Genomic DNA, 25,071 nt, shown 5'->3' on the forward strand with positions numbered 1-25,071 from the left:
CTACGCTCATGGGGACTCACTCACTTGCCGCCTACCTGCAACTCCAAGTTGTTTGGGTATAGCAAAATTGGCCGAAGTTTAGCACGAAACTTTCCGCCAGTGCGATACTGAGCAACTATTCAATCAAGCCTGCTTTGGTGAGGTTTTCTCGCAGTGTTTCTGCTCGCTTACGATTGACGCCCATATCTGAATAACCAATGCGCGATTCAGATCGTACGATTAAACGCCCGTTCTCTATCTTAAGTTCAAGATCATCCACAAATCGCCAAATACGACTGGTGCATTCAATGCGGAGATAATTGTCCTCTTTCACCGCCGTTTTAGAGCGAGGAATAGAAAGCGCAACCGCTTCAATTTTATCTAAAGAGACGCCTGTTTTGAGGATAAAGGGAGAGAGCGAGAACGCGTTACGCTCATCTTGAGTCGAAACGCAATTCGGTTTATTTCCGCAAGGGGTCGCAGTGCGATCGGTCATAGTTGTCACTCCTTGGCTGCAAGCGGTTAGTGTGGCAAACATCAGTAAACTTAGTACTACGCGCATGATAGTCCTTATCAAATGAATCCTCATTACCAATCGCCAAAATACAAACGAGCTGCAGTGTCGATGGCTGAAGGAAAATGGCCTAAGAAAAAAGGATTCACGTTACCATGAATCCTTCAAGGATATTAAGCAGTTAAGGCTTAAAGACCTAAGTAGTCAAGTATTCCTTCTGCGGCTTTGCGCCCTTCGTCAATGGCCGTGACGACCAGATCGGAGCCGCGTACGGCATCCCCACCAGCAAAAATTTTTTCATTACTGGTTTGGTACTGGAACGATTGCTGCGACGCGGCCTTAATGCGTCCCCATTGATCAAGTTCAACACCGAATGGCTCAAGCCATGGCATGGCATGTGGCTGAAAACCAAACGCCATAATAACGGCATCGGCTGCCAACACATGTTCGCTACCCGCAACGGGCTCGGGCTTGCGACGCCCAGCGGCGTCAGGCTCCCCTAAAGCGGTTTGCACCACTTTAACGCCACTCACTTGGCCTTGTTCATTGACCTCAATGGCGAGCGGTTGCAGGTTGAACATAAATTCTACGCCTTCTTCTTTGGCATTTTTCACTTCTCGGCGTGAACCCGGCATGTTCTCTTCATCGCGTCGGTAGGCACAAATCACTTTGGCGGCATGTTGGCGAATGGAAGTACGCACGCAATCCATCGCAGTGTCTCCGCCTCCAAGTACCACGACTTTTTTGCCCGCCATATCAATAAATGGTTGGGGTGATTCCAAACCCATCACTTTATAAGTATTTGACACTAAGAAGGGTAGAGCATCGTAAACACCGTTTGCTTCTTCATTTTCTAGCCCTGCGCGCATGTTTTGGTAAGTCCCGACACCGAGAAAAACGGCATCATATTCATTAAGCAGCGTCTGAAGTGTGATGTCTTTACCTACTTCGATGTTGAGCTGAAATTCGACGCCCATCTCACTGAAAATGCGGCGGCGGTTTTCCATTACGCCTTTTTCAAGTTTGAAAGAGGGAATACCAAAGGTTAGCAAACCACCAATTTCAGGATAGCGATCAAACACCACGGGCTTTACTCCGTTGCGCACTAAAATATCGGCTGCGGCTAGGCCAGCTGGGCCTGCACCAATGATCGCCACTTTCTTATCCGTCCACTCCACGTGTGACATGTCTGGTTTCCAGCCCATCTCAAACGCTTTGTCGTTAATGTATTTTTCGATGTTACCTATGGTGACCGCACCAAAGTCATTGTTTAGGGTACAAGAGCCTTCACAGAGGCGATCTTGTGGGCAGACTCGCCCACACACTTCGGGCAAGCTGTTGGTTTGGTGCGATAGTTCAGCGGCTTCAATAATGCGCCCTTCGTTGGCCAGTTTTAGCCATTGCGGAATGTAGTTGTGTACTGGGCATTTCCATTCGCAGTAAGGGTTGCCGCAATCTAAGCAGCGATCCGCTTGAGCGGTCGCTTGCTGTTTGGTAAAGGGTTCGTAGATTTCGACGAACTCGATTTTGCGAATAGTGAGCGGCTTTTTTGCCGGATCAACTCGATTCACATCAATAAATTGGTATACGTTCTGGCTCATTAATCTGGCTCCTTCCAATTATTGCGCTTGAACGCGAAGTTCGGCGGCACTGCGGCTTTGATGGCCGAGTAGGGTTTGCAGATCCGCCGCTTGGGGTTTGATGAGATAGAACTTTGGAATCCATTCATCAAAGTTCGCTAAGATCTGTTCAGCATGCACCGACCCCGTCTCTTCCAAATGCTCGGCAATTAAACCACGTAAATGTTCTTGGTGAATGTAGAGATCTTGCAATGAAATAGCCTCTACTGATTCACTATTGACTCGACCTTGGAAATCACCGTTTTCATCCATCACGTAAGCAAAGCCGCCCGTCATACCCGCGCCAAAGTTAACGCCTGTTGCACCCAAAATGGCGACGATTCCGCCGGTCATGTATTCGCAAGCGTTATCACCAGCGCCTTCGATAACTGTGATAGTGCCAGAGTTACGCACACCAAAACGCTCTCCCGCTTTGCCTGCCGCAAACAGCTTGCCGCCCGTTGCGCCATATAAACAGGTGTTGCCGATGATCGTAGCGTCGTTGCAGTTAAAAGCGGTACCAAGGTGGGGTTTGATGACCAGCTTTCCGCCTGCCATCCCTTTACCAACATAGTCATTGGCATCGCCAGTAAGGTAAAGCTCAACACCACCTGCGTTCCATACACCAAATGACTGACCTGCTGTGCCATCGAGATAAATTTTAATCGGCGAGGCGGCCACGCCTTGGTTACCATAACGTTTGGCGATTTCACCAGATAGGCGAGCACCGAGCGAGCGATCAGTATTTTGTACGTTGTAATACAAGCAGATCGATTGTTGTGCTTCAACTGCCGCTAAAGCGTCATCGACAAATTGTTGGTTAAGTTGTCCTTTATCAAACGGTGTATTGGGTTGAGTCCAGTAAAGCGGATGACCCTGAGCCGATACTGGCGCTTCCAATAAACCGGATAAGTCCAATTTGCTTTGCTTAGCGGTCATCCCTTCAAGTACTTCTAGTAAATCGGTGCGGCCAATCAGATCGGTGAGCTTTTCAACGCCCAACTGCGCCAAGTAACCACGGACTTCGTCGGCAAGACCGATGAAATAGTTCATCACCATCTCAGGTAAGCCTTTGAAATACTCTTTACGCAGCGTTTCATCTTGCGTTGCTACGCCCGTCGCACAGTTATTAAGGTGGCAAATCCGTAAGAATTTACAGCCCATCGCGACCATAGGAGCTGTGCCAAAACCGAAGCTTTCGGCACCTAAAATCGCGCCTTTAATCACGTCCAGTCCTGTTTTTAGACCACCGTCAACTTGAAGTCGAATTTTGTGGCGCAGGCCGTTTGCGACTAACGCTTGTTGGGTTTCAGCAAGGCCGAGTTCCCAAGGGCTACCAGCGTATTTTACCGAGGTGAGCGGGCTAGCCGCTGTACCGCCGTCATAACCAGAAATAGTGATAAGATCGGCGTAGGCTTTGGCAACGCCAGTGGCAATGGTGCCAACGCCCGGCTCTGAAACTAATTTGACCGAAACCAAAGCTTTTGGGTTAACTTGTTTGAGATCGAAAATCAGCTGGGCTAAATCTTCAATCGAATAAATATCGTGGTGCGGCGGTGGCGAAATTAAGGTCACGCCTTGCACTGAGTAGCGCAACTTGGCAATTTCTGCGGTCACTTTATGGCCGGGAAGTTGGCCACCTTCACCCGGCTTCGCTCCTTGCGCCACTTTAATTTGCAGTACGTCAGCATTGGTGAGGTAATGCGGAGTCACGCCAAAACGCCCTGATGCGACCTGCTTAATACGGGAGTTACGTTCAGTGCCAAAACGGCGTGGATCTTCTCCACCTTCACCAGAGTTGGAGTAGCCACCTAAGCGGTTCATTGCGGTCGCTAACGCTTCATGAGCTTCTGGGCTTAAGGCGCCAATCGACATCGCCGCAGAATCAAAACGTTTAAATAGCTCCGTACTGGGTTCAATTTTTTCCAGTGGTAGCGGTGTCGCTGATTTTTTTAAGCGCAGTAAATCGCGTAGCATCGCGACGGGGCGTGCGTTGACCTGCTGGGCAAAGCTTTGGTAATCGGCGCTTTCACCTGATTTAACTGCGGCTTGTAAGGTACCAACCACATCTGGGTTATAGGCATGGTATTCACCACCATGCACGTATTTTAATAAGCCACCTTGTTCGAGCGTTTTACGTTTGGTCCACGCTTTGCGCGCTAAATTAAATAGATCTTGTTGGAAGTCTTCGAAGTTAGCACCTTGAATGCGCGTGGTGACGCCTTTAAAACACAACTGAACTACGTCGCTATGTAGGCCAACCGCTTCAAACAGCTGCGAGCAGCGATAAGAGGCAACGGTTGAAATGCCCATTTTCGACATGATTTTCAATAAACCTTTGTCGATACCGTACCGGTAGTTTTGCATCACCTCGCGATAGCTTTTTTCCAACGTGCCATCATCAATCATTTTGCCGAGCGTTTCGTAGGCCAAGTAAGGGTAGACGGCTGTTGCGCCAAAGCCGATTAAGACTGCAAATTGATGAGGGTCACGTGCGGTGGCGGTTTCGATAATGATGTTTGCATCGCAGCGTAAATTGGCTTCGACTAAGCGAGTGTGTACTGCGCCCACGGCCATTGCCGCTGGGATCGGCAGTTTATCCTTATGCAAAGCGCGGTCAGATAGTACGATCAATACCGATCCTTGGCGTACAGCCTCCTCTGCTTGTTGGCAAAGTTCGAGCAAAGCTTGCTTGAGATCCTTATGCTGTGGATCGTAATTGATGTCTAAAATGGTATTGCGATAGTGTTTGTCGCTGAGCTCCAATAGCTGTTGCATGTCGGAATAGAGCAAGATAGGTGAATCAAAGGTAACACGATAAGCGTGACCATCGGTTTCACAGAACACGTTCATCTCTTGGCCGATGCTGGTTGCCAGTGACATCACGTGCTTTTCACGTAGTGGATCGATAGGCGGGTTCGTAACTTGGGCAAATTTTTGGCGGAAATAATCGGTAACCAAGCGCTCTTTCGAAGAGAGCACTGCCATCGGCGTATCATCACCCATTGATCCCACCGCTTCTTGGCCTACATCTCCCAGTACGCGCAGTACTTGATCAATCTCTTCGTTGCTCATTGCAAACTGTTTTTGATAGGTTTTCAGCTCGTCATTGTCAAAGCTGCGCTCGCCCACCAAATCGTCACTGAGTTCAGAAAATGGCGTTAATCGGTGGACGTTATTTTTCATCCACTCGCCATAAGGGTGGCGGCTTTTGAGATCGTTATCAATTTCACTAGATTGCCACAATTTCCCGTGGCGGGTGTCGATCACCAGCAGTTCACCGGGCCCAACGCGGCCTTTTTCAGCCACTTCATCGGGCGCGTAATCCCAAATTCCGACTTCAGAGGCGAGGGTGATGAGTTTATCTTTGGTGATCACATAACGCGCAGGGCGAAGGCCATTGCGATCAAGGTTACAAGCAGCATAACGGCCATCCGATAACACAATGCCAGCTGGGCCATCCCATGGCTCCATGTGTTTTGAGTTAAAGTCGTAAAAGGCACGAAGGTCTGGGTCCATATCAGGGTGATTTTGCCACGCCGGCGGCACTAACATACGCATGGCACGGAAAATATCCATTCCCCCCGCTAAAAACAGATCGAGCATGTTGTCTAAGCTTGATGAATCGGAACCTGTTTCATTGACAAATGGCGCGGCGGTTTGCAGATCCGGTAGTAGGGGAGAGGCAAATTTGTAAGCCCGTGCTCGCGCCCATTGACGGTTCCCTTCGATAGTATTGATTTCACCATTGTGCGCTAAGTAGCGGAACGGCTGTGCCAGTGGCCAACGTGGCTGAGTATTGGTTGAAAAGCGCTGGTGGAACAAGCAAATGGCTGATTCCATCCGTAGATCAGCTAGGTCAAGATAAAAGCGCGGTAGGTCTGCAGGCATGCACAAGCCTTTGTAAACAATGACTTGAGTCGATAGTGAGCAAATATAGAAATCACGATCTTCGGTGATCTGTTTTTCAATGCGACGGCGAGCAATGTAAAGGCGTCGTTCAATGTCTCGTTCACGCCAACCCGCTGGAGCACTAATAAAGACTTGTTGAATATCAGGCACGGATTCGGCAGCAATAGGGCCAAGTACAGCTTGGTTCGTTGGTACGGTTCGCCAACCTGTCACTGTGAGTGTTTCTTGCGCCAGTTCTTTGTTGATAATATCGCGCGCTGATTGCGCTTTGACCGGATCTTGGCTGAAGAAAATCATACCAATCGCATACTGTTTGGCGAGCTTCCAGCCTTTTTCTTCAGCGATGAGCCGTAGGTAACTATCTGGTTTTTGTAGTAATAGACCACAGCCATCACCGGTTTTACCATCGGCTGCGATGCCGCCACGGTGGGTCATGCGATCTAATGCTGAAATCGCGGTTCTGACTAATTTATGGCTGGTTTGGCCTTCCATGTGGGCGATCAAACCAAATCCACAGTTGTCTTTCTCTAAACTTGGATCATATAGAGCCATTGCAATTCTCCCTTTGCTTCTCTGTCATCCAGACAGTAAATGACTAACTATTCTACTTTTGTTGTTTTAAGTGGGTAATTATGCGTTCATTCTAGATTTAAATTTTAACAAAAATGATTATTTTAATTTTCACTGACTTCACAACCTATAGCTTATGGTGCAAAAGGTCAAGTTGTTGGTGAAAAATCATGTTGCAATGGGATTTACCACCTAATCATCTGGATTAATATAATATATTCAATGAGATAGAATTTTTGTTGTTACAGTTTGTTAACGTGGGTAATCTCATGGAATAAGAATTAGCCATAAAAAAGGCCAGCATTAAATGCTGGCCAAAAAGTAGAACGTTGGAAGGAATCATCGCTGCTTAGCGCTCGGGATCACCTTGAACCAGCAAAAAGAGCGCGAGGCACTAGGCTGAAAGCATCAATGAGTCGGCTTTCGCTTCTAAGTTGGTGTTGCCCATCAAGTAAGCGTCGATCTCGCGTGCGCACTCGCGCCCTTCATTGATACAACGTACGACTAACGATTGTCCTGTACGCATATCACCTGCAGCGAAAACACCTTTTTGGTTGGTCGCAAAACCTTGTGTTGCCACATTACCACGCTCATCTAACTTGATATCAAGCTGAGCAAGTACACCATGTGGTTCTGGATGTAAAAAGCCCATAGCAAGGAAAGCCATATCACACGCAATAATACGTTCACTGCCCGCGACTTCATCAAAGTTCGGGCGCTCACCCGGTTTTGCATCTTGCCAAACGATATCAGCAACACGTAGCCCCGTGACTTGACCTTGCTCGTTGCCGAGGAACTCTTTGGTTAGAATATTCCAATGACGTTCGCAGCCCTCTTCGTGGGAGGTTGAGGTGCGCAAAATCATTGGATATTGCGGCCAAGGCATATTGGCTGGGCGTTTATTGGCTGGGATCGGCATGATTTCAACTTGCGTGATGCTTGCGGCGCCGTGTCGGTTTGAGGTTCCGACACAGTCAGAACCAGTATCACCACCACCAATCACCACCACATGTTTGCCCTTAGCGTGGATCTCGTCAGTTTTAAGATCCATGTTATTCGCGCGGCGGTTATTTTGTGCCAGAAACTCCATCGCAAAATGAACCCCTTTTAACTCGCGCCCCGGAATCGGCAGGTTACGAGGCACGGTAGAGCCACCAGTAAGCAAGATGACATCAAACTCTTGGCGCAGTTGCTGTGCGTTGATATCAACACCGATATGTGCGTTTACTTCAAACTTGACGCCCGCTTCTGCCATCAAATTGATTTTGCGATCAATAACGTCCATACCCAGTTTGAAATCCGGAATGCCAAAACGCAGCAGGCCGCCGACTTTTTCATCACGTTCAAACACAGTAACTGAGTGACCCGCGCTGTTCAGCTGCTCAGCTGCGGCCAAACCCGCCGGGCCAGAGCCAATGATAGCGATGGTTTTTCCAGTACGAGAACGCGGCTTTTTCGCTTTGGCATAGCCTTCGCGATAAGCCGTTTCTACGATGGTTTTTTCGATATTACAGATGGTAATGGGATCTTGGTTGATCCCGAGTACGCACGAACTTTCGCAAGGTGCAGGGCACACGCGACCAGTAAACTCGGGGAAGTTATTGGTTGAGCTTAAGATCTTCCAAGCTTCTTCCCAACTATCACGATAAACGGCATCGTTAAATTCAGGAATAATGTTACCGATAGGGCAACCGTTATGGCAAAACGGTACTCCGCAGTCCATGCAACGAGACGCTTGAGTATTAATTTTGCTACCAAACTCTTCGTTGAGGACAAACTCTTGGTTGTTTTGAATGCGAACCGTTGGAGCGAGCTTTTTTGGCAGCTCGCGGCCATGTTCTAAAAATCCAGTAGGCTTACCCATTTATACGGCCTCCACTTCTTCCGTTTGTACTTGCGCAGCTGCAGCCTTGCGTTTTTGAAGAACCGCTTTGTAGTCACGCGGCATCACTTTTACCATTTGGGTAAGGTTTGCTTCAAAATTATCAAGGAATAACTGAGCCACTTCACTTCCTGTGAACTGAACATGCTTGTTGAGCATCTCACGTAGCAGATCGGTATCTTCTTGTTGCAGTGGATCAAGATCAACCAATTCAGCGTTAAGCTTAGTTTCGAAGTCTCCATTTCGATCCCACACGTAGGCTACACCGCCGCTCATACCCGCCGCAAAGTTACGTCCTGTCGAACCGAGGATCACAGCGACCCCACCTGTCATGTATTCACAGCCGTGATCGCCGATACCTTCTACGACCACTTTAGCTCCTGAGTTACGCACGCAGAAACGTTCTCCAGCAAGGCCGCGAATATAGGATTCACCAGAAGTTGCGCCATAGAAACAGACGTTACCCACCACGATATTATCTTGCGCAATGATGGTTGAGCGCGTGTCAGGGTAGAGCACTAACGTACCGCCAGATAAGCCTTTGCCCCAATAATCGTTGGCATCACCTTCCACTTCAAACGTCACCCCTTTAGCAAGGAATGCCCCGAATGATTGTCCTGCGGAGCCGTTGAATTTAACTTTCATTGGCTGAGGTAGACCTTGGTCTTTATATACCTTCGATATTTCGTTCGACAGCATAGTACCCGTGCTACGGTCAGTGTTGACGATAGGGAAGACTGCGTTAACCGCTTCGCCTTTCTCAAGCGCGGGGTTGGCTACTTGAATTAGCTGACGATCTAGCACGTTTTCTAGATGATGATTTTGCTTGGTTTGGCAATAAACACCATCTTCTGCACGAGGCTCTTGAATGTACAACACTGGTGACAAATCGAGGTTTTTGTATTTCCAGTGGTTGATGTTGTCACGCACTTTCAGTTTATGCGATTGGCCAACCATTTCATCGATAGTACGGAAACCCAGTTCAGCCATGATTTCACGTAAGCCTTGCGCCATGTATTGGAAGAAGGTGACGACATCGTCTACGCGGCCATCAAAGCGCTCACGCAAGGTTTTGTTTTGTGTCGCAATCCCTACTGGGCAGGTGTTTTTATGACACTTACGCATCATGATACACCCTTCAACCACTAGCGCAGCTGTGGCAATTCCCCACTCTTCCGCGCCTAACAATGTCGCCATTGCAAGGTCACGTGGTGTTTTCATCTGACCGTCACTTTGCACCACAATGCGATTACGCAGGCCATTTTTAAGCAAGGTTTGGTGCGTTTCAGCAAGGCCGAGCTCCCAAGGTAAACCTGTGTGACGAATCGAAGACATAGGTGATGCACCCGTGCCGCCATCATAGCCAGCAATTAATACCACATCCGCTTTGGCTTTAGCCACACCGGAGGCGATAGTACCAACCCCGGCTTCGGAAACTAATTTCACGTTGACGCGGCCTGTACGGTTCGCGTTTTTCAAATCAAAGATCAGTTGCGCCAAATCTTCGATCGAATAGATATCGTGATGTGGTGGTGGTGAAATAAGACCGACTCCCGGAGTCGAGTGGCGTGTCGCGCCGATCCAATCATCGACTTTATCACCCGGCAGTTGCCCACCTTCACCTGGTTTCGCGCCTTGAGCCATTTTGATCTGTAGTTCATCGGCATTGGTGAGGTAGTAGGAGGTCACGCCAAAACGACCAGAAGCGACCTGTTTAATTGCAGAGCGTTCCCAATCGCCATTTTCTTTGCGTTCAAAGCGTGCTGGATCTTCACCGCCTTCACCCGAGTTGGATTTCGCGCCAATACGGTTCATCGCCACGGCTAACGTTGAGTGCGCTTCGTAGGAGATTGAACCAAACGACATGGCACCGGTTGCGAAGCGTTTTAAAATACGTTCAATCGGTTCCACTTCCTCAATGGGAATCGAACCGGCTGGATTTTTAACAAAATCAAGCTGGCTACGCAGCGTGGCAGCGTTGTCGCCTTGGTCATCTACCGCCTTCGCGTATTGCTTGAACTGCACATAATCTTTGTTGCGTGTTGATTGTTGCAGCAACGAAATCGTCTCTGGGTTAAACAGGTGTTTTTCGCCACGCTGTTTCCACTGATAAACGCCGCCCACATCCAACACTTGCACTGGAACTTCGCGAGTCGGGTAGCCCACGCGATGGCGAACTAACACCTCTTTTGCGATGTCATCAATGGTCAAACCTTGGATGCGCGATACAGTGCCAGTAAAGTACTTATCTACCACTGATTTGCTGATGCCCAACGCTTCAAAAATTTGCGCACCGTGGTAAGACTGCAGTGTGGAAATGCCCATTTTGGAGAAGATCTTCAGTAGCCCGCCGTTGATGCCTTTGCGGTAATTGTCAAACAGATCTTTCGCTGCAATGGTCGGGTCGAGTTTTTTAACTCGTTGTAAATCGATAATGGTTTCAATGACTAAATACGGGTTAACCGCATTTGCGCCATAGCCAATCAATGTCGCAAAGTGGTGTGTTTCACGCGCGTCGCCGGTTTCTACCACTATGTCACATTTAGCTCGTAAGCCTTTACGGATCAGGTGGTGATGAACCGCACCGACAGCGAGCATTGCAGGGATTGCCGCATGGTTTGAGTTTACCGCGCGGTCGGTCAATAAAATAATCGAGTAACCATCGATAACCGCATCTTCTGCATATTGGCAAATGCGTTTCAGCGCGCGTTCCAATTTGCCTTGATCTTCACTGGCTTGAAATACGATATCTAAGGTTTTCGCTTGCAGATGTTCGTTATCAATAGCGCGCAGTTTCTCAAGCTCAGAGTTGGAAAGAACAGGAGATTCCAATTCGACTTTTAAGCAGTGCAGGGGCGTCTCTGTCAGTAAGTTCTGATCTTTACCGAGGTAAGTATTGAGCGACATCACCATTCTTTCACGGATCGGGTCGATCGGTGGGTTGGTGACCTGAGCAAACAGTTGCTTAAAGTAGTTGGAGAGATGCTGTGATTGATGCGAAAGCACTGCCAGAGGCCAGTCTGCCCCCATGGCCGAAAGCGGTTCATAACCGGTTTTTGCCAAAGGAAGAATGATTTCATTCACCTCTTCTGAGCTGACGCCAAACGACTGTTGGCGGGACATTAGACGCTCAGGAGCAGGTTGACTGTACTGGTTGCTCGCTTCAGGCAGTTTTTTCAAGCTGAGGAGGTTCTCTTCAACCCATTTGGCGTAGGGCTGAGCATTCGCAATGCTGTCTTTCACTTCCTCATCAGAAATGATGCGTCCTTGCTCTAAATCAGCGACAAAGATACGTCCGGGCTGTAAACGGCCGCGGTATTCCACGTTCTCTGGTGCAATTTCAACCACGCCAGATTCTGAAGCCATGATCAGAAAATCATCTTTAGTCACGGTATAACGTGATGGGCGCAGGCCGTTACGGTCCAGTGTTGCGCCAACTTGTACACCATCAGTAAAACATACTGATGCTGGGCCATCCCACGGTTCCATGACGTTAGCATGGTATAGGTAAAATGCGCGGCGGGTTGGATCCATATTTTTATTTTCTTGCCACGCTTCAGGGATCATCATCATCAGGGCGTGTGGCAGGCTGCGGCCAGACAGAACCAGTAACTCTAATGCCATATCGAAGTTGGCGGAATCTGAACTGCCTTCTTGGCAAATTGGCAGCAGCATGTCGATTTCAGCTTGTGTAAACAAATCTGATTCGAGGATCGCTTCGCGCGCTTTCATCCAGTTTAAATTGCCGCGAACTGTGTTGATTTCGCCGTTGTGCGCAATGTAACGGAAAGGCTGAGCTAAGCGCCATTTAGGGAATGTATTGGTCGAAAAACGAGAATGCACCAGCGCCAGCGCGGTCACCATGGTCGGATTTTGTAGATCAAGGAAGTACTGTGGTACTTGTTCTGTGGTGAGCTGACCTTTATACACCAAGGTTTTGTAAGACATGGAGTTGATGTAAAAATCATCACCAATGTTGGATACACTTTCTAAGCAGACTCGAACGGTGTAATTACGCAGAACGTACAATTTACGCTCTAATTCTGCGGGGGTGGTACTTGGGCCACCGGAGATGAAAACGTGCTCAAATTGAGGCTCAGTGCTAAGTGGGTCTGCGCCAATCATGGAGTTATCGGTTGGCAAAACGCGATAACCCAGTACTTCTAAATCGAGTCTCTTGGCGTTGCGTTCTAAAATATCACGACACTGGGCGCGTTTGTGCTCATCTCTTGGAAACAGCACCACGCCGACGCCGTACTTTTCAAACGAAGGCAGTTTCAAGCCAAGTTTAACGGTCTCTTCAAGTAAAAACTCATGGGGTTTTTGTAATAAGATACCTGCGCCATCACCAGAACATGGGTCACAGCCTTGGCCACCACGGTGTTCCATACGAGCAAGCATGTCTAAAGCTTGAGTCACTACTTGGTGAGACTTACGGTTTTTCAGGTGGGCAACAAAACCGATACCACAAGCGTCATGCTCCAATTCAGGAGTATATAGACCTCGTGAATCCTGCTCTCTATCTACCATAGATACATCCTTCCAGTTCAATTTAGACGCACGTGTGCTAAGGCATACTTAGCGATGCGACTTGTCCTTTAATTGTTATCAATCTAAACCTGCCTGTGTTGGCGGGTTCGAATCCTTTCCGTCTCTCGCCGGAAAAATATGGCGAGAAAAACATTCCTTAGTGATATTCAATTTATTTATGCCACTTGCTAGTGGTTTGTATAGGAGGGGTGCGAATATCACCGATTTTTCCACAACTATTTATGTAAGGAATATCACAAAAAATAGGGCGGATGTGTAAGTATCCTACAATTTTGTTTATAGGAATTCCAACGAAAACTCATTTTAGTCGCCCATTTTTTTCGTTAAAAATGCATGTACCGTTTAACATTAGTGCAACATTAAGCAAATAACGCTGTTTTTATGAATGTTTATTGATTTTTGTTAGGTTGGAGAGTGTTTGATACGGCTACTCTTTGTGAATTTATTTTGCAGGGATGTAATTTAGTTACATAAATCTAACTGAGATTCATTACTATCTATAAGCGGTATTTCTTCAATGCAATTACATCAACTGGTTAACACGATCGGCCAAGATCTGCAGCGCCGTTATGGCGAAAAAGTTCACAAGCTGACCCTGCATGGTGGTTTTAGCTGTCCGAATCGAGATGGCACGATTGGGCGAGGTGGTTGCACCTTCTGTAATGTCGCTTCTTTTGCTGATGAAGAAACACAAGCCCAAAGTCTTGAGCAGCAATTGACAGAACGCGCTGGTGAAATCAAACGTGCCAAAAAATATCTCGCGTATTTTCAAGCTTATACCAGTACCTATGCGGAAGTGCAGGTGTTGAAAAATATGTATCAGCAAGCGCTTCAATCGGCTGACATTGTTGGGTTATGCGTTGGCACTCGGCCTGATTGTGTACCCGATGCTGTGCTCGATTTATTGGCCGATTATGTGCGACAAGGTTTTGAAATTTGGCTCGAACTGGGTTTGCAAACCGCCAATAATCAAACGCTCAAACGGATCAACCGTGGTCATGATTTTGAATGTTATGCGTTGATCACTGAGCGCGCTCGAGCCTTGGGGATCAAAGTATGCACGCATCTCATTGTGGGGCTACCTAAAGAAACGCGTACCGATAATCTTCAAACCTTAAAGCAAGTCTTAGCGGTAGGCACTGATGGTATCAAGTTACATGGGTTGCATATTGTTGAAGGCAGTACGATGGCCAAAGCGTGGCGAGCAGGAAAATTACAAGCGCCAACGTTAGAAGAGTATGTTTCCATTGCGAGTGAATTGATTCAAATGACGCCGCCTGAGATCATTTATCACCGAGTCTCGTCAGCCGCCCGGCGGCCGACACTGCTTGCGCCACTGTGGTGTGAAAATCGTTGGCTTGCGATGACCGAAATAGGCCGAGCACTTAATCAAGGTGGCGCGCAAGGCTCACGCTTAAGTCGAGCGTTTGTCTATACGCTTCCAAACAGCTAAAGATTCAAGCAATTTCGCAAATCCTTGTGATTAACTTGGCTGACGAATCGACGTTAAACGCGTTAGACTAGTGGCACTGTTATTACATGGAAGTGTTTAATGAAACCCATGAAAAACCTTGCCCAGTACTATGTCGACCTATTGGTCAAACTGGGCATTCTCCGTTTCTCCATTCTTCTTGCGCTCGCTTTAGTGGCCTTGGCAGTGGTGGTGCAAGTTGGTATCACGCTGGTGCTCAATGGTTATGTTGATGATATCGACATCGTTCGTTCCGTCTTTTTTGGTTTATTGATCACGCCTTGGGCAGTTTATTTCCTTTCAGTGGTGGTCGATCAGTTAGAAGAGTCACGTCAACGCCTCTCGAAGTTGGTTTCTAAGCTCAAAGACATGCGCTCACGCGATCAAGAGCTCAATTATAAGCTTCAGCAAAATATCGAAAAACTCAACCAAGAAATTGAAGAGCGAATTAAGGCAGAGGAAGCGCGTGAAGAGGCGATGGCCGATTTAGAAAATGAGGTCTATCAACGCGAAAAAACGCAGCTTGAATTGGCAGAAAGAACCGCCTTATTGCGCTCTTTTATCGATGCCTCTCCTGATCTGATTTACTACCGTAATGCGAACGGCGTTTTTTCTGGCTGCAACCGAGCGATGGAAGAGCTAACGGGCAAGCGTGAGCATCAGTTGGTTGGGTTAACTCCGTGGGATGTCTATAGCAAAGAAGTCGCGCAACAGATCGTTGAAACTGACGAAAAAGTGTTTGCTGACAATCAAGCCATCACTTATGAGCAGTGGCTTGAATACCCTGATGGCCGCAAAAACTATTTTGAACTGCGTAAAGTCCCTTTTTATAGCAAAGATGGCCGCCACTTAGGGTTGGTGGGCTTTGGGCGAGACATTACCGAACGTAAACGCAATCAAGAGTCTTTGGAAAAAGCGAGCCGGGATAAAACCACCTTTATTTCGACCATCAGTCACGAATTGCGCACACCACTCAACGGTATCGTTGGTTTGAGCCGTATGTTGCTCGATAGCCCCATGACCCCAGAACAGCGTAAGTACATGCAGACCATTAATGTCAGTGCCATTACGTTAGGTAATATCTTCAACGATATCATTGATATGGATAAGTTTGACCGCCGGAAACTAGAACTACTGCCAGCGCCGTTGAATTTTGAAGAATTTGTTGCTGAAATTGAAAGCATCTCGGCGTTGATGGCAGAGCAAAAAGGGCTTAGGTTTGATCTCGAACGGCTCAGTGATTTACCTGTTGCGATTGAAGTGGATGCTACGCGCCTGCGTCAGGTATTGTGGAACCTGATAAGCAATGCGATGAAATTTACCAAAGAAGGTGGCGTCGTCATGACGGTCTGCGCTGACATTGAGGATAAGTTTGCGCACATTACCATGGAAGTTGAAGACACAGGCATTGGTATACCGGAAGCTGAACTCGATAAAATCTTCGCCATGTATTACCAAGTCAAATCGGGTAAGGACAATTTGCACGCTGTTGGCACGGGGATTGGCTTAGCGGTATCTCGCCAGTTAATCAACTTAATGGATGGTGATATTTCTGTGAGCAGTGAAGAAGGCTTTGGTAGCACCTTCACCGTTTCAATTCGTGTGCCTTTGGCACAAGATGCCCAATTCAAACCAACGTTACCCGTTCCTCAAAAAAGTTTAGCCATTTTTATGGTTGAAGATATTGAGCTCAATATTACAGTTGCTCGTTCTTTGCTAGAAAGTTTAGGACACACGGTTACCGTCGCTATGACAGGTGAAGAAGCCAAACAAAAATTTGTGCCGCAAGAGTACGATCTGGTTTTCCTCGATATTCAACTGCCAGACATGACCGGGTTTGATGTCGCTACGTTTTATCGAGAAACTTATGATAACCTTCCGCCACTTGTTGCATTGACCGCCAACGTATTGAAAAATAAAGCTGAATATCTAGAGAAAGGGATGGATGACGCGATCAGTAAACCATTGTCAGTACTGGCGATTCAAGAGGTGATTGCAAAATTCACCCATAGTGAGGCGATTCAACTTGCCGACGCTAAGGTTAAGGCTGCCTCAGAAGAACACAGTGAGTTGAACACGCATTTGCTCGATCTTGAAATGCTTGAGTCTTATATCGATATTGTTGGCCCAAAACCTGTGCTGGAAAGTATCCAAATGTTCGAGCAGATGATGCCCAGTTATGTTGAAGTGCTAGATTCCAATATGGTAGCAAAAGATCAAGCAGGCATTGTTTCAGAAGCACACAAAATCAAGGGTGCTGCGGGTTCAATTGGTTTGAAACACATCCAAAACGTCGCACAAAAGGCGCAGTCACCAGAGCTACCTGCTTGGTGGGAAAATATTGGTGACTGGATAGATGAAATTAAAAATGGGTATCAACACGATATTCAAGTCTTGAAACAATGGTTAACTCAAAGGTAATGGTATGAAAAAAATCGGGTTGGCTTCATTAGTCATGGCACTACTATCTGGCTGTAGTTCACCGCAAGTGAATTGGCTGCAGGACAGCAGTGCCGTGATATCAAATATCACCATTGGGTTGAAAAGTAACCTTTGGATCAATCAAATGCCTACAGCTAATGAGAGCGAAATACCTCTTGTGCATGGGACATTAAGATTGGATTCGTCGGCAATATTACCTGCCAATTTAACGATTGATGCGTTGATGGTCCAGCAAAGGGATAAAAATTGGCTGGTGGGCAGTGAATCGTTAGATTTACGGACTCAAAGTGAAGATCAATGGGAAGTTGTGTTTGAATGGCCGATGCAGCTTAATGTGGATAAGCCCGTTAATGTAGCTTTGCAATTGAGCGATGGTACAACAGCGCAGTGGCTTATCGAAAAGAGCGTCTTCATCGACAAAGTCTATTAGATTTATAGAACGGCTCCACGCGCAGTAGTCAGCCATGAAAAAAGCCCTTTAACCTGAGGTTAAAGGGCTTCTAACTATCTGGGGGTAGACGTTTAGTCTTCTAGATCACCACAGAAGCGGTAGCCTTCGCCATGAATTGTGGCGATGATCTCTGGCGTACCTGAGACTGATTCAAAGTGTTTACGGATACGACGAATCGTCACATCTACTGTTCTGTCATGTGGTTTCAATTCACGGCCAGTCATCTTTTTAAGCAAATCTGCGCGAGTTTGGATTTTTCCTGGGTTCTCACAGAAGTGCAGTAAAGCGCGGAATTCTGATCGAGGAAGCTTGTAGCCTTCACCATCCGGATTCACTAAAGAGCGGCTATTGATATCCAATACCCAACCGTTGAACTCATATTTTTCCACACTGCGTTTCTCTTCTTGAGTCGTATTGGTATTCATTGAACGACCTAGAAGATTACGAGCACGAATCGTCAGTTCACGTGGGTTAAATGGTTTGGTGATGTAGTCATCAGCCCCGATCTCTAAACCGAGGATTTTATCAACTTCATTATCACGACCAGTCAAAAACATCAGTGCAACATTAGCCTGTTCACGAAGCTCACGAGCTAACAGAAGGCCGTTTTTACCTGGTAAATTGATGTCCATAATGACCAAGTTAATGGGGTTATCAGACAGCACATGGTGCATCTCTTCACCGTTACTGGCCTCAAAAACAGCGTATCCCTCTGCTTCAAAAATACTCTTAAGAGTGTTACGAGTTACTTGCTCATCTTCAACGATAAGAATCTGCGGGGTTTGCATTGGCGGTACCTAAACTTGTGAAAAAATTGTGCTAATAGAATTAATTGTAGGCAAAAAATTGCAACATACAGGTAATCTGCTGCCGATAATAAACTAAAGTTTTGAAAAAAACACTTACTTCAGTTGCCCGCCGTCCTTAGGCATATCTTGCATTGAGGTCTCCATACCCTCGTGTTCTACTAGTCTTTAAGGCGGATTCTATAATGTTAACAGCATGCTAACAACGGCAGAATGTTAATTCCAATCACTTTGTTGATTTACATCAAGAGTTCTAATGTAACAAATATTAATCGTCTTAAGCAGTTGTAAATTTACACCACATTACCCATGCAAATAGCATGCTTTTTGGGGATTTTTGCTGGGGATGGTAGCATTAGGCGCAATGGGCTTTACCTCAAATAGAAATTTACCAGCAAAGAACTTGTTAACTCGATACTTGTCAAAAAATGGGAATTGCGTAAAAAATCAACGTTTACAGCGGGGGATATCGCACTATTATGGATGTCACCAATATGAATATTCAGTCTTTTAAATGCAGTTGGCCGCCAAGTTATGCTCATTCTCAGCGGGTTTTTCTTTGCATCGTTTGTATGAATAGGTGAGTAAAGTATCTGGCATTATGGTTCATTGAGCTGTGGTTTTACAGCGCGTCTAATGTGTCAGATGAAAATAATAAACAATAATCAAGGAAGAAGGATGATAGATATCACACCAGATATTTGCGATAAATTTGAATCGCAAATCAATATATTGGATTTGCCTTTGCAAACTTTTGGTTTAAGGAGTGCTTTTTGGGGGCAAATTGTCACCGTGCGTTGCTATCACGATAACTCTAAAGTTCGTGACGTATTAAGCCAAAATGGTAAAGGTAAAGTTTTAGTCGTCGATGGTAACGGTTCGTGTCAAAGAGCGTTATTGGGTGACCAACTGGCGATCATGGCGATTGAAAATGGTTGGGAAGGGGTCATCATTTATGGAGCGATACGCGATGTTGCTGCGTTATCGCAAATGGATTTAGGCGTGAAAGCGTTAGCGAGTTGTCCACTTAAGACCGATAAGAGAGGTGCAGGCGAAATTAATGTGACGCTGACTATCCTCAACCAGATGATTCAGCCGGGTGACTATGTTTATGCCGATTGGAATGGTGTTTTAACGTCAACTCAAGCGCTAGACTGGCACTAGAATCTGAAACCCACCCCAAATTGAACGCCTTGTTGCCACTCTTGATAATCAAGGGTGGCATGTAAATCAACGTTTTCTGACAGTTGAAGTCGGCTAGATAGCTCCGCCGCCATAGCATCGGCACTGCTCGTATCATTCGGATTACTGGCGGCTGAACGCAAGGTGCTTTTTAGTGATAATTTGGGGGTTAGCTGGTAGCTGAGGCCACTTAAAAAACCACTTTCGGAGCCGTAGTCGGAATTATTTATTCTCGCTCCAATGTACAGATCTAAATTGTCAAAAAGATTATAAGAATAACCGCCATCAATAGTCCAACTATCAAATTGTTGACCATCACTTTCGCTTGAAAGAAATAAGCGATGTGGAGATTGGCTTTGTGAAGAAGGAAGTGCAGGTAAGGTATTGGCCATGCTAGATAAAGAGACAAGCATAAATAAACATAGTGCAACTTTTAGTTTCATCTGCCTCTCCTTATTATTGTTTTGAGTTACTGCGTCCACTGCGGTAACAACAATTAAAGCACAAATTTCACACGATGACAGCGTTATATATAGCATTTTGTTATTTGCTTATGTGTAAAATGGTTGCACTTAATGTGCAATAAGTATCTTATTTGTGTGGTGGTTTTAAATTTGATTAATTCGGAATGACTATAAAAAATAGCAGATTTTCGTTGACTAATGATGACGAAGTAAGGTAAACGTAAAGACAATTAAACACACGAGTATTTAAATTTTTCTATGTTACAGCGCAGCCTAGTAGTAATGACAACCACCATTATTATTACCGACATGACACATGTTGGGGCGGGCCGCTGAGCGAAAAGTTTTTACAAAAAAGGCCTGTATCCCACCAGATACAGGCCTTTTTTTATACCAATTTGAACTGTTTTGGAGGAAGGGATGCGAGTATTAAAGTTTGGAGGTTCATCGTTAGCCGATGCTGATCGTTTTTTAAGGGCGGCAGATATCATCGTTAACAATGTACAACAAGAAGAAGTCGCCGTTGTGCTCTCTGCACCGGGAAAAACCACCAATAAATTAGTGGCAGTTATTGAGAGTGCTTTGCGTAATGGCGAAGCAGAACGCCAAATAGCGGAGCTTGAATTCTCATTTTTCGATCTACTCGCTGGCATCAAAGCACAATTACCTAATGTGGATTCGGCCGCTTTTGACAATCAAGTAAAAACGTCACTGTCTCAGCTGCGTCAATTTGTACACGGTATTAATTTACTCGGTATGTGCCCAGATAACGTCAATGCGCGCATTATCAGTAAAGGTGAGCGAGTCTCTATCCAACTGATGAAAGCGGTACTTGAAGCAAAAGGACAAGCGGCTGCATTGATTGACCCAGTACAATATCTTTTTGCTAAAGGTGAGTACCTTGAGGCAATGGTCGATGTTGAGATCTCCACGCAAAATTTCAAACAAAATCCACTTCCTCAAGCGCATGTTAACATTATGCCGGGTTTTACGGCTGGTAATGAAAAGGGTGAATTGGTCTGTCTAGGCCGTAATGGTTCGGATTATTCTGCAGCTGTGCTTGCGGCATGTTTACGTGCAGATTGTTGTGAGATTTGGACCGATGTCGATGGCGTTTATAACTGTGACCCACGTTTGGTTGCGGATGCTCGTTTATTAAAATCACTCAGCTACCAAGAAGCGATGGAGCTTTCGTATTTTGGCGCGTCAGTGTTACATCCCAAAACCATTGCACCGATTGCACAATTTCATATTCCGTGTCTTATCAAAAACAGTTTTAATCCTCAAGGCGCAGGCACGCTGATTGGTCAAGATACTGGTGAAGATAAGCTGGCTATCAAAGGTATTACTACACTCAATAATTTGACTATGGTCAACGTCTCCGGCCCTGGCATGAAAGGCATGGTCGGCATGGCTAGCCGTGTGTTTGGCGCGATGTCTGCCGCAGGCGTTTCTATTGTGCTGATTACACAATCCTCTTCAGAATACAGCATCAGTTTCTGTATTGAGGCGCAAGATAAAGCCCTTGCCAAAAGAGCATTATCGGAAGCGTTTGAACTGGAATTAAAAGATGGCCTACTTGAGCCTGTCGAGTTTATGGATGACGTTGCGATTGTCACTCTGGTTGGTGACGGCATGCGCACTTCGCGCGGAGTGGCTTCTCAATTTTTCTCATCGCTGGCTGAAGTTCACGTCAATATTGTTGCCATTGCACAAGGCTCTTCCGAGCGAGCTATTTCGGCGGTGATTCCAGAAGATAAAATTTCAGAAGCGATCAAGGCTTGTCATGAAAATCTCTTCAATTCTAAGCATTTCTTGGATGTGTTTGTGGTCGGTGTCGGCGGTGTCGGAGGCGAATTAGTTGATCAAATTCATCGTCAGCAAGCCAAACTAGCCGATAAAGGAATTGTGATTCGAGTGTGTGGCCTTGCGAATAGTAAGGCACTATTGCTGGATAGCGAAGGCTTGCCGCTGGAGCATTGGCGTGATCGAATGCATAGCGCGAGTGAAGAATTTAGCCTCGCAAGGCTTATCTCTCTAGTGCAGCGTAACCATATCATTAACCCTGTCTTAGTTGATTGTACTTCCAGTGAAGTGATTGCCAACCAGTACGCCGAATTTTTGGCTGCGGGTTTTCATGTTGTGACGCCTAATAAAAAAGCCAATACCGCAAGCATGGCCTACTATCACCAGCTGCGTGAAGTGGCGCGCAACTCGCGCCGTAAACTGATGTACGAAACGACGGTTGGTGCTGGTTTACCTGTGATTGAAAACTTGCAAAATCTCATTGCTGCTGGTGATGAGTTGGAAAAATTCAGCGGTATTTTATCTGGCTCTCTCTCGTTTATTTTCGGCAAGCTGGATGAAGGTATGACACTTAGTCAAGCTACGCAGCTGGCTAAAGACAAAAGTTTTACTGAGCCTGATCCTCGTGATGATCTGTCGGGAATGGATGTGGCTCGTAAGCTGTTAATTTTAGCTCGTGAGGCGGGAATGCCTTTAGAACTGGATGACGTAAAAGTCGATCTTGCTTTGCCGCCGGGTTTCGATATTTCGGGTACAGTTGAAGAGTTTATGGCGCGCTTGCCGCAGGCTGATGCTTATTTCCAAGAGCTATCCACTAAGGCAGCAGCCGAAGGTAAGGTATTACGTTATGTTGGTGAAATATCAGAGGGCCAATGCAAGGTGAAAATTGCAGTGGTCGATGAAAATGACCCAATGTTTAAAGTCAAAGATGGTGAGAATGCACTGGCGTTTTATAGCCGTTATTATCAACCGATTCCATTGGTGTTGCGTGGTTATGGGGCGGGTACAGAAGTAACAGCAGCAGGGGTGTTTTCTGATGTGATGCGCACCTTAGGCTGGAAGTTAGGGGTTTAATTGATGAGTTCAAGTGACATGAGTGTGGTGGTGTATGCCCCAGCTTCAATTGGTAATGTGAGCGTTGGGTTTGATGTTTTAGGGGCGGCTGTGTCGCCAATTGATGGCAGTTTATTGGGGGATCGTGTTGAAGTTAAAGCGGGCAGCGAACCTTTTGTACTCGAAACAGCAGGTCGCTTTGTCGACAAGCTGCCAGAAGATCCAAAGCAGAATATTGTTTACGATTGCTGGCTTGTTTTTGCCAGAGAGCTTGAAAAAAAGAGCATTGCAGTAAAGCCGTTGCAAATGACGTTAGAAAAAAATATGCCGATTGGTTCAGGCTTAGGTTCCAGTGCTTGTTCAATTGTTGCAGCTTTAGATGCGTTGAACCAGTTTCACGGTAACCCACTTAATCAGACTGAGCTTTTAGCGCTGATGGGCGAAATGGAAGGTAAAATTTCAGGCGGTATACATTATGATAACGTTGCCCCCTGCTACTTAGGCGGCGTGCAATTGATGCTTGAAGAGCTAGGTATCATCAGCCAAGAAGTGCCTTGTTTTGACGATTGGTATTGGGTGATGGCGTATCCTGGGATTAAAGTTTCCACAGCCGAAGCGCGAGCGATCTTACCTTCACAATATCGTCGACAGGACATCATTGCGCATGGACGTCATCTTGCAGGTTTCATTCATGCTTGTCACTCAGGTCAGCCTGAGCTAGCGGCTAAACTGATCAAAGACGTGATTGCTGAACCGTATCGTGAGAAACTTCTGCCCGGCTTTTCGGATGCGCGTAAATACGCTGCATCAGCCGGAGCGCTTACCACTGGCATTTCCGGCAGTGGCCCAACACTGTTCAGTATTTGCAAAGAAAAAGAGGTTGCCGAGCGAGTTGCTCGTTGGCTTGAACAACATTATGTACAAAATGAAGAAGGATTCGTCCATATTTGTCGCTTAGACAAAAATGGCTCGACCGTTACAGGAAGTGCTCTATGAAGCTTTACAACATAAAAGAAAATGATGAACAAGTCTCTTTTGGCCAAGCCGTACGCCAAGGATTAGGACGCAATCAAGGGCTATTTTTCCCAGCAGCGTTGCCTCAGTTTGAAGATATTGACGCGTTACTAGCCGAAGATTTTATCTCTCGTAGTACAAAAATTCTCAGCGCCTTAATTGGCGATGAATTACCAGCAGAGCAAGTGAATGCGATGGTTGATGCGGCTTTTCAGTTTCCAGCACCCATTAAGCAAGTGAAAGACGGCATTTATGCTCTAGAGCTTTTTCACGGTCCAACGCTGGCATTTAAAGATTTTGGTGGTCGCTTTATGGCGCAGTCACTGGCCGCCGTTTCAAATGGTGGACAGATCACCATTTTAACCGCGACTTCTGGTGATACTGGCGCTGCGGTGGCTCATGCCTTTTATGGAATGCCAGACATCAAGGTCGTGATACTTTACCCTAAAGGTAAGATCAGCCCGTTACAGGAAAAACTCTTCTGCACTCTGGGCAACAATATTCACACTGTCGCGATAAATGGTGACTTTGATGCTTGCCAAGCGTTAGTTAAGCAGGCTTTTGATGACGCTAAGCTTCGCCAAGAGATCGGTTTAAACTCTGCAAATTCAATCAATATCAGCCGTTTAATGGCACAAATTTGCTACTACTTTGAGGCCGCATCACAATTAAGCAAAGCGCAGCGTGAAAACTTAGTCATCTCCGTACCGAGTGGCAACTTTGGCAACCTAACCGCTGGTCTGTTGGCAAAAGCATTGGGCTTACCTATCAAGCGTTTTATCGCGGCAACCAATGCCAATGATACCGTTCCTCGTTACTTAGAAACGGGTCAATGGGATCCAAAACCCACGGTAGCGACCACATCGAATGCGATGGATGTGAGTCAGCCGAACAACTGGCCGCGCATCGAAGAGCTTTGTCGCTTAAAGGGCTGGGGGCTAGATACCTTAGGTAAAGGTGCGGTATCTGATGCACAAAGTGCGGATTCAGTTCGTGAACTTTACGCGCAAGGTTATTTATGTGAACCGCATGGTGCCATTGCGTATCGAGTTTTGGATGAGCAGTTACAAGCGGGAGAAACGGGGCTATTTTTGTGTACTGCGCACCCTGCCAAATTTAAAGAAGTCGTTGACGATGTGCTAGGCACTGACATTGAATTACCTGCTCCTCTTGCAAAACATGCAGTGATGGCGTTGCTTTCTGAAGAGTTAGACAATGATTTTGACGCTCTAAAAACGGTGTTAAGACGCGTTCAGCCTTAAAGAGATCCTGATTTAATCTTATTGAAGTCAGGATGATATTCCTCTAACGATAAAAATGGCGCTCATTGAGCGCCATTTTTGGATATGAATATT

General features: G+C 46.3%; 15 protein-coding genes and 1 other annotated feature. Of the genes, 8 read left to right on the top strand and 7 right to left on the bottom strand.

Annotated elements, in window-relative coordinates; genetic code table 11:
• Nucleotides 1-115: 115 nt before the first annotated feature.
• From AACV20_RS03465 to gltB (AACV20_RS03485), 5 genes are all read right to left on the bottom strand, one after another.
• Nucleotides 116-541, bottom strand: coding sequence for a DUF1499 domain-containing protein (locus tag AACV20_RS03465; protein WP_081244961.1), 426 nt, complete (start codon nucleotides 539-541; stop codon nucleotides 116-118).
• A 140-nt stretch (nucleotides 542-681) separates the two neighbouring features.
• Nucleotides 682-2,094, bottom strand: coding sequence for an FAD-dependent oxidoreductase (locus AACV20_RS03470; protein ID WP_026027954.1), 1,413 nt, complete (start codon nucleotides 2,092-2,094; stop codon nucleotides 682-684).
• 18 nt (nucleotides 2,095-2,112) lie between these two features.
• Nucleotides 2,113-6,576: a glutamate synthase large subunit gene (gene gltB / locus AACV20_RS03475; protein ID WP_170906888.1), complete on the bottom strand. Its 4,464-nt coding sequence runs from the start codon at nucleotides 6,574-6,576 to the stop codon at nucleotides 2,113-2,115.
• A gap of 412 nt (nucleotides 6,577-6,988) precedes the next feature.
• Complete coding sequence (locus tag AACV20_RS03480; protein WP_170906889.1) at nucleotides 6,989-8,458, bottom strand: glutamate synthase subunit beta; 1,470 nt, start codon at nucleotides 8,456-8,458, stop codon at nucleotides 6,989-6,991.
• Complete coding sequence (gene gltB, locus AACV20_RS03485) at nucleotides 8,459-13,006, bottom strand: glutamate synthase large subunit (protein ID WP_170906890.1); 4,548 nt, start codon at nucleotides 13,004-13,006, stop codon at nucleotides 8,459-8,461.
• Between the two features lie 538 nt (nucleotides 13,007-13,544).
• Between gltB (AACV20_RS03485) and AACV20_RS03490 the strand changes: the two genes are divergently transcribed.
• The 3 genes from AACV20_RS03490 (at nucleotide 13,545) to AACV20_RS03500 (ending at nucleotide 17,370) form a co-directional block, all read left to right on the top strand.
• Nucleotides 13,545-14,480, top strand: coding sequence for a TIGR01212 family radical SAM protein (locus tag AACV20_RS03490; RefSeq protein ID WP_170906891.1), 936 nt, complete (start codon nucleotides 13,545-13,547; stop codon nucleotides 14,478-14,480).
• A 99-nt stretch (nucleotides 14,481-14,579) separates the two neighbouring features.
• Nucleotides 14,580-16,919 carry an aerobic respiration two-component sensor histidine kinase ArcB gene (gene arcB, locus AACV20_RS03495; protein WP_170906892.1) on the top strand — a complete coding sequence of 780 codons (2,340 nt, stop codon included), beginning with the start codon at nucleotides 14,580-14,582 and terminating at the stop codon, nucleotides 16,917-16,919.
• 4 nt (nucleotides 16,920-16,923) lie between these two features.
• The gene (locus AACV20_RS03500) at nucleotides 16,924-17,370 is read left to right on the top strand and encodes a hypothetical protein (protein WP_013856107.1); all 447 of its coding nucleotides are present in this window, start codon (nucleotides 16,924-16,926) and stop codon (nucleotides 17,368-17,370) included.
• Nucleotides 17,371-17,462: 92 nt separating this feature from the next.
• On the opposite strand, the gene arcA is transcribed toward AACV20_RS03500, so the two are convergent.
• Complete coding sequence (gene arcA / locus AACV20_RS03505) at nucleotides 17,463-18,179, bottom strand: two-component system response regulator ArcA (RefSeq protein WP_013856108.1); 717 nt, start codon at nucleotides 18,177-18,179, stop codon at nucleotides 17,463-17,465.
• A 696-nt stretch (nucleotides 18,180-18,875) separates the two neighbouring features.
• Here arcA and AACV20_RS03510 point away from each other — a divergent pair.
• On the top strand, nucleotides 18,876-19,361 hold the full coding sequence (locus AACV20_RS03510; protein ID WP_010318275.1) for a putative 4-hydroxy-4-methyl-2-oxoglutarate aldolase: 486 nt from the start codon (nucleotides 18,876-18,878) through the stop codon (nucleotides 19,359-19,361).
• On the opposite strand, the gene AACV20_RS03515 is transcribed toward AACV20_RS03510, so the two are convergent.
• The gene (locus tag AACV20_RS03515; protein WP_170906893.1) at nucleotides 19,358-19,861 is read right to left on the bottom strand and encodes a hypothetical protein; all 504 of its coding nucleotides are present in this window, start codon (nucleotides 19,859-19,861) and stop codon (nucleotides 19,358-19,360) included. The genes AACV20_RS03510 and AACV20_RS03515 overlap by 4 nt on opposite strands.
• A gap of 240 nt (nucleotides 19,862-20,101) precedes the next feature.
• On the opposite strand from AACV20_RS03515, the gene thrL reads away from it, so the two are divergent.
• The 4 genes from thrL (at nucleotide 20,102) to thrC (ending at nucleotide 24,978) form a co-directional block, all read left to right on the top strand.
• Nucleotides 20,102-20,179: a thr operon leader peptide gene (gene thrL, locus AACV20_RS03520; RefSeq protein ID WP_100208354.1), complete on the top strand. Its 78-nt coding sequence runs from the start codon at nucleotides 20,102-20,104 to the stop codon at nucleotides 20,177-20,179.
• Nucleotides 20,117-20,234: a sequence feature (Thr leader region), on the top strand. It overlaps the preceding gene by 63 nt.
• Nucleotides 20,235-20,263: 29 nt before the next feature.
• Nucleotides 20,264-22,723 carry a bifunctional aspartate kinase/homoserine dehydrogenase I gene (thrA, locus tag AACV20_RS03525; RefSeq protein WP_170906894.1) on the top strand — a complete coding sequence of 820 codons (2,460 nt, stop codon included), beginning with the start codon at nucleotides 20,264-20,266 and terminating at the stop codon, nucleotides 22,721-22,723.
• An 18-nt stretch (nucleotides 22,724-22,741) separates the two neighbouring features.
• Nucleotides 22,742-23,698 (top strand): homoserine kinase, encoded by a 957-nt coding sequence (thrB, locus tag AACV20_RS03530; RefSeq protein WP_026027386.1) that lies wholly within the window; start codon nucleotides 22,742-22,744, stop codon nucleotides 23,696-23,698.
• On the top strand, nucleotides 23,695-24,978 hold the full coding sequence (gene thrC, locus AACV20_RS03535) for a threonine synthase (protein ID WP_170906895.1): 1,284 nt from the start codon (nucleotides 23,695-23,697) through the stop codon (nucleotides 24,976-24,978). The genes thrB and thrC overlap by 4 nt, the downstream gene beginning before the upstream one ends.
• Nucleotides 24,979-25,071 lie beyond the last annotated feature (93 nt).

The sequence above is a fragment of the Vibrio sp. B4-6 genome (assembly GCF_963888245.1).
Lineage (GTDB): Bacteria > Pseudomonadota > Gammaproteobacteria > Enterobacterales > Vibrionaceae > Vibrio > Vibrio anguillarum.